This window comes from Agrobacterium sp. rho-8.1 (assembly GCF_033957725.1).
Lineage (GTDB): Bacteria > Pseudomonadota > Alphaproteobacteria > Rhizobiales > Rhizobiaceae > Agrobacterium.
Genome location: NZ_CP192788.1, coordinates 1,852,965 through 1,868,303 on the forward strand (window position 1 = coordinate 1,852,965; position 15,339 = coordinate 1,868,303).

Annotated in this window: 11 protein-coding genes; 6 read left to right on the forward strand and 5 right to left on the reverse strand. The window is 58.0% G+C overall.

Features of this window, described 5'->3' with window-relative positions; genetic code table 11:
* Window positions 1-83 precede the first annotated feature (83 nt).
* The 5 genes from hflK to RMR21_RS09375 all read left to right on the forward strand — a co-directional run bounded on the left by hflK (window position 84) and on the right by RMR21_RS09375 (window position 4,795).
* Window positions 84-1,235: an FtsH protease activity modulator HflK gene (gene hflK, locus RMR21_RS09355; protein ID WP_498667703.1), complete on the forward strand. Its 1,152-nt coding sequence runs from the start codon at window positions 84-86 to the stop codon at window positions 1,233-1,235.
* A gap of 1 nt (window position 1,236) precedes the next feature.
* Window positions 1,237-2,160, forward strand: a complete 924-nt coding sequence (gene hflC, locus RMR21_RS09360) for a protease modulator HflC (RefSeq protein WP_498667704.1) — start codon at window positions 1,237-1,239, stop codon at window positions 2,158-2,160.
* 118 nt (window positions 2,161-2,278) lie between these two features.
* Window positions 2,279-2,608, forward strand: a complete 330-nt coding sequence (locus tag RMR21_RS09365) for a DHCW motif cupin fold protein (RefSeq protein ID WP_498667705.1) — start codon at window positions 2,279-2,281, stop codon at window positions 2,606-2,608.
* A 164-nt stretch (window positions 2,609-2,772) separates the two neighbouring features.
* Entirely contained in the window at window positions 2,773-4,317 is a 1,545-nt protein-coding gene (locus tag RMR21_RS09370) for a Do family serine endopeptidase (RefSeq protein WP_498667707.1), read from the forward strand.
* Between the two features lie 265 nt (window positions 4,318-4,582).
* Complete coding sequence (locus tag RMR21_RS09375; RefSeq protein WP_498667708.1) at window positions 4,583-4,795, forward strand: ribbon-helix-helix domain-containing protein; 213 nt, start codon at window positions 4,583-4,585, stop codon at window positions 4,793-4,795.
* A 54-nt stretch (window positions 4,796-4,849) separates the two neighbouring features.
* On the opposite strand, the gene RMR21_RS09380 is transcribed toward RMR21_RS09375, so the two are convergent.
* Entirely contained in the window at window positions 4,850-5,062 is a 213-nt protein-coding gene (locus RMR21_RS09380; RefSeq protein WP_498667710.1) for a hypothetical protein, read from the reverse strand.
* Between the two features lie 280 nt (window positions 5,063-5,342).
* On the opposite strand from RMR21_RS09380, the gene RMR21_RS09385 reads away from it, so the two are divergent.
* Window positions 5,343-5,546 (forward strand): alpha/beta hydrolase, encoded by a 204-nt coding sequence (locus RMR21_RS09385; protein ID WP_498667711.1) that lies wholly within the window; start codon window positions 5,343-5,345, stop codon window positions 5,544-5,546.
* Between the two features lie 36 nt (window positions 5,547-5,582).
* On the opposite strand, the gene RMR21_RS09390 is transcribed toward RMR21_RS09385, so the two are convergent.
* From RMR21_RS09390 to RMR21_RS09405, 4 genes are all read right to left on the reverse strand, one after another.
* Window positions 5,583-9,254, reverse strand: coding sequence for an AsmA family protein (locus RMR21_RS09390; RefSeq protein ID WP_498667713.1), 3,672 nt, complete (start codon window positions 9,252-9,254; stop codon window positions 5,583-5,585).
* Between the two features lie 85 nt (window positions 9,255-9,339).
* The gene (locus RMR21_RS09395) at window positions 9,340-10,758 is read right to left on the reverse strand and encodes an FAD-binding oxidoreductase (protein ID WP_498667715.1); all 1,419 of its coding nucleotides are present in this window, start codon (window positions 10,756-10,758) and stop codon (window positions 9,340-9,342) included.
* 120 nt (window positions 10,759-10,878) lie between these two features.
* Window positions 10,879-14,031 carry an efflux RND transporter permease subunit gene (locus tag RMR21_RS09400; RefSeq protein WP_498667717.1) on the reverse strand — a complete coding sequence of 1,051 codons (3,153 nt, stop codon included), beginning with the start codon at window positions 14,029-14,031 and terminating at the stop codon, window positions 10,879-10,881.
* Window positions 14,028-15,182 (reverse strand): efflux RND transporter periplasmic adaptor subunit, encoded by a 1,155-nt coding sequence (locus RMR21_RS09405; protein ID WP_498667718.1) that lies wholly within the window; start codon window positions 15,180-15,182, stop codon window positions 14,028-14,030. Before RMR21_RS09405 ends, RMR21_RS09400 begins: the two co-directional genes overlap by 4 nt.
* Between the last annotated feature and the right edge of the window lie 157 nt (window positions 15,183-15,339).

Below are 15,339 nucleotides of genomic sequence, written 5' to 3' on the forward strand. Positions count from 1 at the left end.
TTATAACTGAGACCACAGTCCCGCGTGACATGCGCAAGCATGCTCAAGAGGGAGCGGGAGAGTTTTTAGCATAAGAGGTATGGATGCCCTGGAGCAATCAGAATGGCGGCGGCGGCCCTTGGGGCGGCGGCGGCGGCAATAATAGCGGTGGCGGCGGTGGAAACAACCAGGGAGGACCCTGGGGTCAGGGACCAAACCGGCCACGTGGCGGCGGTGGTGGAGGCGGCGGCAATGGCGGCCCACCGGATATTGAAGAGATCATTCGTCGCAGCCAGGACCGTTTCAAGAACCTGCTTCCAGGTGGCATGAACGGTGGCGTCGTCGCAATCCTCGCTCTCGTCGTGCTGGCCTTCGTCGGGATTCAGTCCGTTTACACCGTCCGCCCGGACGAACTTGGTGTCGAAACGCGCTTTGGAAAGCCGAAGGATGCGGTATCAACGGAAGGGCTCCACGTCATGCTGTGGCCGGTCGAATCCGTTGAAATCGTCAAGATCAGTCAGCAGCAGCTGAACATCGGCGTCCGTTCAAACGCGAGCAGCACGAGCTCCGCTGCGACAGGCGTGATGCTGACGGGTGACCAGAACATCGTCAATGTCCAGTTCTCCGTCCTGTATACGATAACCGATCCGAAATCCTTCCTGTTCAACGTTGAAGCACCGAGCGAGACATTGCAGCAGGTTTCCGAAAGCGCGATGCGTGAAATCGTCGGCCGTCGGCCAGCGCAGGATATTTTCCGCGATAACCGCCAGCAGATCGCCATGGAAGTTCAAACGATCATCCAGAGCACAATGGACGGTTATGGTGCAGGTGTCGAAGTGAATGCGGTCTCCATCGAAGATGCAGCCCCGCCACGCGAAGTCGCCGATGCGTTTGACGAGGTGCAGCGCGCTGAGCAGGACGAGGACCGTTTCGTCTCCGAAGCCAATCAGTATGCCAACCAGAAGCTTGGTGCGGCACGTGGTCAGGCGGCACAAATCGTTGAAGAAGCGAACGGTTACAAGAGCCGTGTCGTCAACGAGGCAAGCGGTGAAGCACAGCGCTTCATCTCCATCTACGACCAGTACAGCAGTGCACCGGAAGTGACCCGTCAACGCATGTTCATCGAAACCATGGAGCAGGTCCTGAAAGGATCCAACAAGGTCATCATCGACGAGAAGCAGGGCGTAATGCCGTATTTGCCTCTCAACGAGATCATGCGCAACAACCCGAATGCGGCACCGCGGGGGGGCAACTGATATGAACAATCGTCTCACAGCCCTTATTGTCGGCTTCGCTATCGTTGTTTTCTTCCTCTACAGTTCGCTGTACATCGTAACACCGCGTCAACAGGCCGTGGTCTTGCGGTTCAACCAGATCCACGATGTCAAAAGCGAGCCGGGCGTTTACTTCAAAATGCCATTTGCGTTCATGCAGTTTGACCGGGTTCAGTATGTCGAAAACCGGGCGCGTCGCCTCGATTACGAAAATATCAGAGCGCAGGTGTCTGGCGGCAAATTCTACGAAGTCGACGCCTTTCTCGTATATCGTATAACCGACGCACGCCGCTTCCTGGCGGCTGCAAGTGGTGTACAGCAGGTTGCCGAAGATCGTTTGCGCACACGCTTCAACTCCTCGCTGCGTCGGGTTTATGGTCTGCGTGGGTTCGAATCCGCCCTGTCGGACGCACGTGCATCCATGATGCAGGAAGTGCGCGATGATTTGCGCCCGGATGCGGAAGCACTGGGTCTGAGCATCGTGGACGTGCGTATCCGCCGCACCGATCTCAGCCAGGATGTTTCGCTCGACACGTTCAAGCGCATGCGCTCAGAGCGTCTGGCCGAAGCGGAACTGATCCGCGCGCGTGGTAACGAAGAAGCACAGCGTCGTCGCGCTATCGCCGACCGTCAGGTTGTCGAGCTCGAATCCGACGCCAGTCGCCAATCGGAAGTGCTACGCGGTGAAGGCGATGCCGAGCGGAACCGGATCTTCGGTGAAGCCTTCCAGCGTGATCCGAGCTTCTTCGAGTTCTATCGCTCGATGGCGGCCTATTCGACATCGTTGAGCGGCACGGGCACGACGTTGGTTCTGTCTCCGGACTCGCCGTTCTTCCGTTATTTCAACGATATCAATGGTGCGTCTCCTCGGCCGACGCCACCGGCTCCTGCTGCACCGGCAAACTGAGCAAAATGACATGATAACGAAGGGCCGGTGGAAACATCGGCCCTTCTGCTATTTAGAGCTGGCAAGTGGTTGACCGATCCCTGCATATGGACCGAGTTATCAAAATGCGGAGACAGCATTGAACATCAGCGATATTCCCTTCGGCACCACGGATTGGTCGCAGGTCGAACCCACTGTACATGCGGGCGAAACCGGAAGCGCCACTTGGCGTACCCGACACTTCGGCAGCATCCGTGTTCGCATGGTGGACTATACGCCCGGCTATCTGGCCGATCACTGGTGCACCAAGGGTCACATTCTGCTGTGCCTCGAGGGTGAACTGAACACCGAACTGGAAGATGGCCGCAATTTTCTTCTGAAAGCTGGCATGAGCTATCAGGTGGCAGACGATGCAGAGCCGCACCGCTCATCCACCTCTGTCGGTGCAAAGCTGTTCATCGTCGATTGAGTGCGTGTCTTGCACATCCGTCTTTGCCGTCCAGCTTCGATTTTCGTGGATGATGGGGTTGATTTGCCGATCATTCACGAAAAGGTATTTTTACACTTCATCATTCCGCCTTATGCTTGGCTAGTTTACAGAACGCCATGTTTTGCAAGACGCGAGGACGCCGTATGCCCGTTTCTACTCTTTCACCTTTCCGCAGCAGCATCGCCGCCATGGCAGGACTTGCCATCGTCGCAGGCGGACTTGTTCCGGCAAGTGCCAGAGCACAGAGCGTCGGCCCCGCATCGGTCGCTGATCTGGCCGCGCCGCTGCTTGATGCGGTGGTCAACATCTCCACCTCGCAGAGCGTCAAGACCGAGGGTAAGGGCCCAACCCCTCCCCGCATTCCCGATGGCTCGCCCTTCCAGGAGTTCTTCAAGGATTACTTCGATAACAAGGATTCTGAAAGCGGCGGCAAGGTCAGTTCTCTCGGCTCCGGCTTTGTCATCGACCCCGCCGGTTACGTCGTCACGAACAACCACGTTATCGAAGGTGCTGACGATATCGAGGTCATTTTCCCCAACGGCAACAAGCTGAAGGCAAAGCTCGTCGGCACGGATACCAAGACCGATCTTTCCGTGCTGAAGGTAGAACCGAAAGCACCTCTGAAAGCCGTCAAATTCGGCGATTCCCGCGCTATGCGCATCGGTGATTGGGTCATGGCCGTTGGCAATCCGTTCGGGCTCGGCGGTTCGCTATCCGTCGGCGTCGTGTCTGCGCGCGGCCGCAACATCAATGCCGGTCCCTACGACAACTTTATCCAGACGGATGCCGCGATCAACAAGGGCAACTCCGGCGGCCCGCTTTTCAACATGAAGGGTGAAGTCATCGGTATCAACACGGCCATCATCTCGCCCAGCGGCGGCTCGATCGGCATCGGATTTTCCGTGCCCACCGAGCTTGCACAAAACATCGTCCAGCAACTGATCGAGTTCGGCGAGACCCGACGCGGCTGGCTTGGCGTCCGGGTACAGCCAGTTACCGACGATATCGCCACCAGCCTTGGCATGAACAGCACGCGCGGCGCGTTGATCTCCGGCGTGGTGAAGGGTGGACCGGTCGAAAACGGCCCGATTCAGGCGGGCGACGTCGTCCTAACCTTCGATGGCAAACCTATTCAGGAAATGCGCGATCTGCCGCGCGTGGTCGCTGAAAGCCCCGTCGGCAAGGAGGTCGATGTCGTCGTGCTTCGTGACGGCAAGGAGCAGACCGTGAAAGTCAAGCTCGGCCAGTTGCAGGATAACGCGGAAGAACAACAGCCCGGAGCAGGTGCAGGCGACGAAGAAACGATGCCGGACGACGGCGGCGAGATGGCGCAGCCGAATGAGAACGGTGGCGAGCAAGACCCGCAGGCACAGGATCAGCGCGAGGCCGCACAGACAGTGCTTGGGATGAACCTAGTTGCGCTGACGACGGAGTTGCGCACCGAAAAGAGCATCGCCGAAAGCGTCGAGGGTGTCTTCGTGGCAAGCGTCGAGCAGGGTTCGGTCGCTGAGCAAAAGGGCATCAAGGAAGGCGATGTCATCGTCGAAGTCGGCCAGGACTTCATGGACGTTCCCGGAGATGTCCTTGTGCGCGTCAACGGTCTGAAATCCGCTGGCCGCAAGAATGCCCATATGATGGTGGCAGACGCCAAGGGCAATCTGCGTTTCGTCGCAATCCCTCTGGAATAGTCCGAAGAAAACGACAGGAGGGCGGTTTCCGTAGCGTCCCGTCCTCCTGAAGCGCCAAAGCAGCCTGCTCGCTGAACCATCGCGCTGTGACACTGGCAGTAAGGACGGCCCTTCCCAACCAAGAGATTTACTGAAGGCGGAACCTCACCGCATCGAACGGCGTTAGAGTGGGCCAGCAAAATTAAAGAATTTCAAAATCATAAGCTTACGCGTATTCGATGAATCCAGCAGGCAGCGCGTTGAATCAGTTTGGAAAGACACAAATTTGATCCGCAAGCATTCCACCACGCTCCACGGTCACCGGACCAGCATATCCCTCGAAGACGCCTTTTGGGACGAACTCCGGACCATCGCCGAAAAACGCAAAATGAGCTTCGCCGCCCTGCTCGCCGAAATCGATGACAATCGCCATGAGGACAGCAACCTCTCTTCCGCCTTGCGTGTCTATGTGCTGAACTGGTTGAAAAGCCAATCATAGCGAGCGCAGGATCGAATATAGTGGAATTCTTGGACTTAGACAGCACTGGTGGTCTTATTCGACGGTGTAGACGTTGCAGGCGCGCGCGATAGTGTGACTGTCCATACCGGATTTGACAGTTTCAAAGTCGATGTCTTCGCGAATAAGCAGTACAGTGGATGATCCGCCCTGATCATCACCGGTGGCAGCAAAGGCCTGGATACCTCGGCCCATGACGACATCCGTTGTATTTTTATGACGGCTGGCTTCGACGTTTACCTTTCTCATGTCTTATCGCTGGATGATCTCGGCGTCATCACATCGACGAAAGAAGCCGTACCCGCACGCAGTATGACGACGAGCGTCACGGGCTCCAGATTTGAAATCTGCAGACAGGTGTAAATGCGATGTGCGCAGGGTTACGCTGGCAAAACAGCGGTTCTCGGTATTTCTCTCGGCGCGCAAACAGCGGCATTGGCAGCTTTCAAAAGAGTACCCGTCGATGCAGTCGTCCTTGTAGACGGCGCTCCCACAGCAGCGGAAACCTCCCAGCCCTCCACCCTTCCATTTGATCTGGGGAAGTGCAGACGACGTCTTTCCCGTTTCGACCGGTCAGTCTTTTGCCAAACAGATAAAGCAGGCAGGCGGCAAGGCAACGATGACCGTTTTTGAAGGCGGTCATCATGATTTTTTCCTCAAACCGGAAAACGAGGCGGCACAAGATTCTTACGCGGATGCCATCCGCTTCCTGGCGGCGCAACTGAGACGCTGAGCAAGGATTCCGTTTCCTCGCACGATTTCAGCCGCACTAACGAATATTTTCCTGCGTCGGTGGCACGGTCAGTACCGGGCCTGCTGGCGGCTTGGGCTGCGTATCTTGCTGGCGCTGCAACCGGTCCTGTTCGGCTTTTTCCGCCTGAAGCCGCTCTTGCGCTAGAGTTCGTAAGCGCTCTTCTTCCTGTTTGCGGGCTTGCTCCGCCGCCGCAGCGCGGTCTTTTTCGGCCTGTCGCTCTGCAGCCGCAAACCGGAAGAGCGCGACTTCGCGGCGCAAGCGCTGCTTTTCCATGATGCTGGCCTGCAATGCCTCAACCCGACGTCGTTCCCGCTCGAAAGCGCGTAGCGAAAGGTATCCGGTCAGGCCCGACACATCGGTCGTGAGTGCCGGTTGGGACAGAGGGCCCGTGTAGCCGAGGCGAACCGATGGCGTTGCACCTGCGAGTTCCTCCGCACCTGCGTCGAAAACGAGGTCGATGCCACCGGTCAGCGTGCTGTTGGCAAGATCCAGTGCAACATCGCCTGTAAGAGCCACCTGCTCGGTCTTGGCAGTCAAATTCTGCAGACGCATATGGCCGTCCCCCAGCGTGAACGGCATGGACACGGCACCGAGCGGAATTTCACCTTGCCAGAGATGGGCGTCCACCAAGGGGCGAACCTTGGCTGCATCAATTGTACCCTGAAGCTCGTTTGCGGCTTGAAGCCATGATTGGACAGATGCCTGGTTCAGCCCACGCAAAATAAGGCCGTCCGTACGAATTTCGCCAGAGCCGCTTGCCGATGACAGAAGTTCGCTCACACTCTTGCCGGTTGCTTCCGCCGTCAGGTCGATAGCAAAACGGCCACTGGCGACGGGCGTCTGCCCGCTTTTCCACATCACTGTCTCAGGATTGATGCCGGATACCGCGATCTTGGTGCGGAAGATGCCGGCGCCCTGGCCTGCCGACATGGAGACCCGCCCCGAAACCTTGCCGCCCATCCAGTCGCCGGTCATATTGTCCAGCGACAGCATGCCGTTGGACTGGTTGAGCGCAAAAGCCATGCCTGTGATGGTACCATAGGCGCCTGTTTCAAAGTTTGCGGCTTTAACGTTGAGAGAGGCTTCTAGCTTGGGAAAGGCGGGAAGAGACACAGGCTTGGCGCTCAAGGCGCCGGATTCGGGATCGATCACCGGACCATAAATCGTGTCGCCAAGCCATGCCAGATCGACCGTATCAAGAGATATGTCACCCGTCACTTTATGCGGTTCGGCCAGCGAAGTGGAAAACGTGCCTGTTACGGCATTTCCACCAGCCTGCCCCGAGAGATTGGACAGGGTTGCCTTCTCCGCGTCGACCGTCAGCGTGGCCTTTCCCTTTACGGACATGCCCCCACCCAGCTGTGGCAAGCCGACAGCATTCATGATGAGGTAGGGCTCGATATCCGCGCTTTCCAACGAGACATCGGCACTACCCTGGCCGAAACTTCCCGCCGCCAGCGAAAAATTACCATTGGTCGAAAAATGGGTACGCTCGGTCGAAAAGCGGAAGTCAGTCTGTACAGGCGACCCAAGCGTGCCGTTCAGCTTCACCGACAGCAATCCTTCGCCATCGGCGTCGAATGGCAGCGGATCGAGACCGGCCTGGCCGAACAGGATTGCCGTCGACTGATTCTTGAGAACGGCCTCCAGCGTCAACGCTGCATCATCCGTGCTGGACAAGACGTCGGGAAGCTTGGCGACGGCAGACACACGGCTTCCATTGATGGTACCGGATACGGCGGCATTCGCACCGCCATTGTTGCTATCGACCGAAAGATCGACGGCAATGTCGGAATTCGCATACCATGGCGCACTCACAACCAGCCGGTCCACAAGTGGGTGATGCGGCAACTTCTGACGCAGCAGATTGAACACGGGCTGCATGTCGGCTGCACGAAGATTGACCGTCCCCTTGCCCTCAAAGTCCGCCAAGGAGCCCTTGATCTGCCCCTTTGCCCGAACCTCGGCCCCCGCAATATCACCAGCCGTCATGCTCTGGAGCGCGAGAACACCATCGGTCAGCGTAAAAGCAGTTTCCACGCGGTTGGCTGTAACACCTGCCATGTTGAAGCGATCGGCCTTGAACTTCGCAGTAATGCGGTGGTCGAGAACGGAGCTACCTACCTGATCGCCCAAAGCAAGTCCGCCCAACGCTTTCAGCGCATCCAGATCGATCTCGTTGCCGGACAAATCAATGTCGATGCTGGCACCCTTGTCCTCTGTCTGACGTATCAAACGGCCACGCAATGATGCCTGACCGATGGCCAGCTCAAGATTTTCGAAACGCTGCGCCTGCGTCGTCAACGATACCGTCGACGAAAATCCCGCAGCATTCAGCTGCCGGATGGCCGGATCGACAGTGCCGGACAGCCAGTTGGCAAGGCCAGATGGTTGATTGGAGGCAACCAGGAGATCGCCGTTGAACGCCGGACCATTGGTCAACGTCAGAGAACCCTTGGCCTCGAACTGGGTGCGCCCAGGCAGCACGGCGACAGCGTTTTCAACTTGCCAACCAGTACCGTCCGGGCGCACATCAAGGCGGATATCGCGAATGGTGGTGTCGTCGGACACCAGTGCGGGAAGCCGGATACTGGCTTTGCCGGGCACCTGCGGCACGGGAATGCGCGCGATGAGGCTGGCGAAGGATTCGATGCGCTGACGCAATGAGGCGGTCGGCACACGCGATGTTTTGCCCGTTTGAACCGGTGCGGGCGCAAAACGGTTGAAGTCGATCTGCTGGCCATCCGCCGTCAGCAGGAATTCGGGTGCCGTTCCCGTGTCGAGTGTGGCTTCGCCGGTGACAATATATGGGTTTTCCGCCCCGCCCAACTCCATACGGTAGCTCGGCACGCGCACGCGACCATTGGTCAGTTCGAAGCTGCCGCGGGTACGCGGTGCGCTGAAGATAGATTGGGACTGGTTGGCCTGCTGTTTCTGCTTGCCATCCTGGCGGAAATTGAAGGCGAAAGAGCCGCTATAGACCGGCCGCCCTCCGGTCGCAGCAATTGCTCCATCCAGATCGATCTCGACCGGATGCTCATCCGGAAGCAGACGAAGCCGGAGACCCATGCGCCCGGCATTGGCTTCCGGCTCACCGCTCGAAAGGGAGAACGAACCTGCATGACCATCGACTGCGGCACGACCATCCGCACGCCAGGGACCGGCAAGCGACTTAGCCGACATATCGGCCGTCAGCCCCGTAACGATACGGTTGCGACCGGATTGCTCGTCGATGAATTCGATCTGGCCGCCTTCGATGCTGACATTTTCAAGAACGACCGTCTTTGCCGGAATGACGGCGCGGCTTCCGCGCGTCCAGTCCAGGGTTCCGTCCTTCAGCAACCTGATCTTGGCTTTCGGCTCCTCGATGCGCATATCGAAGATACGTGCTTCACCGGAGAGGAACGGCGCAAGCTCCGCGTCCATGGAAAAGCGGGCGACCTGGATTTGCGGCGAACCGTCAGCATCCATGCCGGCGCGCACATCATGCAGCGTCACAGATGGAAACGGCAAAAGCCGAGCTTCGACACGGCCATAGACCACGACCTTCTTGCCCAGAATACGGCTTGCCTGATCCTCGAAGTTACGCCGAAAATCGGTCCAGTCGATAAAATACGGGATGAACAGCGCCGCAAACAGCGCCACGACAAGCAGTCCGCCCAGAAAAACCAATATGCGTCCGAGCACGACCTGAAGTCTCCCTTAACCGACGATGAAAACTATCTTTTTTTCCCGCCAGAGCAAGCATCATTTCGGCGTCAAAGATAGTCTCCTATACGCTATCAACGCGAAAAAGCTTACCCGGATTGAAAATATTATTCGGATCAAGTGACCGCTTGATGGCGACCATCACGTCAAGCGCGCCGCCGACCTCTTCTGCCAGAAAACTCATCTTGCCCTGCCCAATGCCATGCTCGCCAGTGCAGGTTCCATCCGCATCAATCGCGCGACGGTTCAACCTGGCAACAAAGGCTTCGGTGGCTGCAACACTTGTGGCATCCTTGCCATCGAACAGCACAAGAACGTGGAAGTTTCCGTCACCCGCATGACCGACGATGGGTGCCAGCATGGCGTTGTCGATGATGTCCTGCTGGGTCTCCGTCACGCATTCCGCAAAGCGGGAAATCGGCACACAGACATCCGTCGAGAGCACGTCCAGATGCGGTGCAAGCGCTTTGGATGCCCAATAGGCATCATGCCGCGCCTTCCATAGCTTGGCACGCTCCTGCGCATCGCTCGTCCAGCGAAATGCGCTGCCGCCACACTCTTGAACGATCTCGGAAAATTGCCGGGATTGCAGCGCGGTCGTTTCCTCCGTGCCGTGAAATTCCAGAAACAAGGTTGGCTTTTCTTCATAGGACAGGCCGGAATAGGCGTTGCACGCGCGAATTTGAACCTCGTCCAGAAGCTCGATGCGCGCAACGGGAACGCCCATCTGAACCGTCATGATAACTGCGTCACAGGCTTCCTTGATGGTCTCGAACGTGCAGACGCCGCCTGCGATCCTTTCAGGAATACCCTGCAAACGCAATGTAACGGAGGTGATAACACCGAGCGTACCCTCTGCCCCGACGTAAAGTCGCGTAAGATCATATCCGGCCGACGATTTGCGCGCACGGCGACCGGTGCGGATTTCTTCGCCATCGGCCGTAACCACCGTCAGCGCCAGCACATTGTCCTTCATCGTGCCGTAACGCACGGCGTTGGTGCCAGACGCGCGGGTCGATGCCATTCCGCCAATAGATGCATTGGCACCGGGATCAATAGGAAAGAACAGGCCTGTGTCACGCAGATAGGTATTGAGCTGTTCGCGCGTTACACCCGGCTCGACGGTGACATCCAGATCTTCGGCATTGACCGAGAGAATGCGGTTCATACGGCTGAAATCGACCGAAATACCGCCCGTGGGCGCATTGACCTGTCCCTCAAGCGAAGACCCGACGCCGAAGGGAATGACCGGAACCTGATGTTGCGCACAGGCTCTTACCACGGCTTTCACGTCATCGGATGTTTCCGCGAACACAACGCCATCGGGCAATTGCGTGGTGAGATAAGTGGTGGTGTGAGCGTGCTGCTCGCGAAAAGACTGGCCGGTCTGGAGCTTATCGCCAAGCTGTTGTTTGAGAACCTCGAGAACGGCAGCGATTCCCGCTTCGTTTCTCGTTCCAGCAACCACGTCTTTCAATGCCATCATCGCCTCCAATGCAATACGAAACTGGACTCACCCCGTCAGGCAAGTCCGGTTGGTATGTGGCACGACCTTGGATTTGTCCAGCAGAGCCATTTCCAGAATGGCGCACTGCCTAGCACGTCATTCTGCGGCGAGCAGTTGCTTGTCTTCCTCGATGGCGCGGCGGCGAATGGCGGTTTCCAACTCCCGATGAAGACGAATTTCAGCATCCGCCTGCGGCTTGGCAAAGCGTGCTATCAGCAGGTAGGAAACCGGCGTGATGTAAAGCGTGATCAACGTTGCAAAACCCAGACCACCAACAATCACCCAGCCAAGCGCAATGCGCGCTTCCGCGCCGGCACCCTGCGCCAGCACCAGCGGGACACCGCCCAGAATGGTCGCGATCATCGTCATCATGACGGGACGCAGACGAATGCTGCATGCTTTTTCGATGGCCTCGCGGACAGTGGCGCCCTGATCACGCAGATGGTTGGCAAATTCCACGATCAGAATACCGTTCTTCGCCATCACGCCCACCAGAAGCACAAGGCCGATCTGGCTGTAAACGTTGAGGCTGGAGCCGGTAAAGAGCAATGCGATGACGGCGCAAGCGAGACCGAGCGGCACCGTCGACATGATGATGACGGAACTCAGAACGCTTTCGAACTGTGCCGCCAGCACGAGAAAGATGATGGCAATGGCAAATCCGAAGGTCAGCAACATGCCGCTGGAATTTTCCTGCAAGGTGGCGGCTTCACCCAGAGGCAGAAGGCGCGCACCGGTTGGCATCACCGATTTGGCCATCTCGTCCACGCGGGCAACGGCCTCGCCCAGCGACACACCTTCCTTAAGGTTTGCCGTGAAGCCCACTGATGGCAATTGCTGTTCACGATTGAGCTGTGGTGAAACCGCCGTTTCTTTCAGCGATGCGATGATCGACATCGGCACCATCCGCCCGTCCTTGGCCTTCAGAAATATGTTTTCCAGATCGGTCGGATCGTTGATCGGACGCGTGGACGACAGCAGCCGCACCGGCACCGCATCGCCATCCACGAAGACATCGACGATGGAGCGGCCTTCGAGCAGGGACTGCATGGCCGTGGAAAGCCCAGTGATATCGATACCAAGATCGGAGGCACGCTCACGGTCGATGGAAACGGACAATTGCGCCTGGTTAGGCTCGTTTTCAAAACGTGGCGTGTCGAACAGACCGCTTTCCTCCATGGAAAGCAGCAGCTTCTGCGTGGCCTCTGTCAGCGCCGGATAGTTGGCTCCGATCATCGCCATACTCAACCCGTTACCCGCGCCTCGAATGCGCAGGCTGTTGGGCTGCGATGCGGAAGCACGAAGCCCCGGCACCGTCTGCGCGGCGGCGTTGATATCCTGCGCAATCTGGTTCTGGGTCCGCTCCCGATCCGCCCATGGTGCCAGCGTCAGAACGACGAAGCCGGTGTTGGATGAACCGTTCATTCCAGTAATGGAATAAATATTCTGAATTTCACCGCTGTCGCGAAGCGGCTGCAGGTTTTCCTCGACGCGCTGCAATTGATCACGGGTATACTCGAGGCTGACGCCCTGTGGTGCGGTCACGCGCAGCACAACGGAAGAGCGATCTTCCCGCGGTGTCAGTTCGTTCTGCACCATGCCGAAGGCGATCCATGACACGCCAGCAAAGGCGAGCGCTACGATGACGACGATCAGGGGATTGTTGAGGCAGGCAGACAATGTGCTCTTGTAGGTCGAGGCGAAGACGTTTCCGAACCAGGCGAGCGGACCCGTCGGCTCTTTAACCCCGTTTTTCAACATCCGCGATGCCAGCATCGGGCACAGCGTCAACGCTACGATAGACGATAGACCGACCGCAAAAGCCAGCACGAAGCCAAACTCGCGGAACAGGCCGCCCAACTGGCCGGGCAGGAACGACAACGGAATGAAAACGGCCGCAAGCGTGGCGGTCGTTGCGATAACCGCGAAGAAAACCTCCTGCGTGCCGAGAACGGCAGCCGCGCGCGGGCCCATGCCTTCCGATCGTCTACGCACGATGTTTTCGAGAACGACGATAGCGTCGTCCACCACGAGACCCGTCGCCAAGACGATGGCAAGCAACGTCAGGATGTTGATCGAGAAGCCGACCATGTAGATCGCAACGATGGTGCCGATCAGCGCGACCGGCATGGTGATGGCGGGGATAAGCGTCGCGCGCCAATCCCGGAAGAAGAGATAAAGAACAACGACAACGATGAGGGCGGAAAGCCCGAGCGCCAGTTGAACCTCGTGCAGAGCACCTTCGATGAACACGGCGTCATCGCTGGTAATGACGATCCGGGTGTTTTCCGGCAGGTTTGGCGTCATCGCAGCAACAGCAGCTTTGACGCCGGTCGATATGTTCAGCGTGTTGGATTGCGCCTGACGAATAACCCCAAGGCCCACGCCCTGCACGCCGTTGGACCGCAACGAGGTCGTTTCATCATCTGCTCCCAGCATGACGCTGGCGACATCACGAAGCCGCACCCGGTCCTTGACGATGAGGTTTTCAAATTCGGCAGGATTGGTCAGGCTGGCGGTCGCGCGGACCACAATGTCCTGCGTCGAGCTTTTGAGAGAACCAGCGGGAACGTCCAGCGCCGCCGTGCCGAGCGCAGTTGCCACGTCCGTCACCGTCAGCCCACGGCTGGCGAGCGCGCCCTGATCAAGGTCGATGCGGAAGACTTTTTCCTGATCGCCATAAAGCTCGACATCGGCCACGCCGTCCACCGCAGCTAGACGATCGATGATTTCGTCATCGACCAGCTTGGTCAGATTTTCCATGCTGAGGCTGGAGGACGTGACGGCCAGACGCATGATGGGCTGACTGTCGGAATCGGCCTTGATGATCTGCGGCTCGTCGGCATCGTCAGGCATCTGGTTGGTAATACGACCGATAGCGTCGCGCACATCGTTCGAAGCGACAGCGATATCGACCTTGTCGTTGAACTCCATCGTCACACGGCTGGTGCCGAACTGTGATGCGGAGGAAATGGATTTGACGCCGCTGACACGTGCAACCGCACCCTCGATTGTCTGCGTCACCTCCTGGTCGATGGTTTGCGGCGACGCGCCGTCATATGTTGTGCGCACGGTGATAACCGGACGGTCCACATCCGGCAATTCACGCACATCGACGCCGACGAGCGCCGCAAGACCGGCAACCACCAAAAGCGTGTTGATGACGGCGGCCAGGATGGGACGTCGAACGAAAAGTGCCGTGAAGGCGAGCTTGGAATCGGTTGCACCGGGTGGCGTCTGCTCCGTCATTGGCTGGCAACCTCCGGTGGTTTCTTCTGGCCCGCGGTACGGACCGCGCCGCCCTCACGCACGCGTTGCAAACCCTCGATGACAATCGGTTCACCCTGCGCCAGTTCAGCCTTGACCAAAACGGAATCCGGATTGCGCTGAACGACCTGAACGCGAACCTTGTGCGACTTGTCATCCTTCACCCGCCAAACATAGGAGCCTTCGGCATCCCACTGCACGGCCAGAGGATCGACAGAGGGGTAGTTTTCGCCAGTGAAGCCCATGGTCACGGCAAAGGACATGCCCGCGCGCAGATCGTCATTGGCATTGTCGAACACGGCACGAACGCGCACGGTGCGGCTTGCCTCATCGACGCGGTTGTCGATAGCTTCGACCTTACCCTTGAATGTCTCTCCGGGACGCGAAATCGACGTGGCATCCACCGGCATGCCGACCTTGATGGCCGTGGTAAAACGCTCGGGTGCCCAGAAGTTGACGAGAATTTTCGAACGGTCATCAATGCTGACGATGCTCGTCTGTGTTGTTGCATTGTCGCCGATATTGATCGCGACAATCCCGGCGATGCCATCGATCGGCGCGAGGATATTTCGGCGCTTGAAATTCAGCTCGGCAGTGCTGACGGCAAGCTTGGCGGCCTCCTCGGCAATCTCCGCATCCAGGACGTCCAGCCGGGCAACGGATCGCAGGTTTCTATAAGACGTCGATTTCTCGACGGCACTTCTCAAAGACACCTGCGCCTTTTCGCGCTCGATGATCTGCTCGTCATCGTCGAGCCGCGCCAGAACATCGCCTTTTTTGACACTCTGGCCAGATGACACCAGGATTTCAGAAATCAGGCCGGATGCCTGCGGCGTCACTACCACGGACTGAATGGCCTCGCCATTGCCGATGGCGTTCAGGCGGTCGTTGATGGTACCCGCTTTGACGGACGCTATCGAAACCAGGGTCGCGCTATTGGCGCGTCCACCGCCTTGTCCGCGCCCTGCCCCACCGCCAGCAGATGCAGAACCGGCTTGGGCCGCAGGTTGTTCAGCGCTCGCAAGCCCCACTTTCGCAAGCACGTTTCTGCCATCGGGCGACATGAACGCCCATAGACAAACGCCAGCGCCTACAACAGCCAGACTGACACCGACCTGCTTCCAAACCTGCATATAATTCTCCAACGTGGAACTCTTCGCTACCGCATATCAATAGATTGCGGCCCCTTTTTATAGTTACCGGCAGTATCCTTGCTTGCCTTAAACAACGCAACGCACAAATCCGTTTCTTACATAATGGTAATTTACGACGCTTTTCTATCGATAGTCT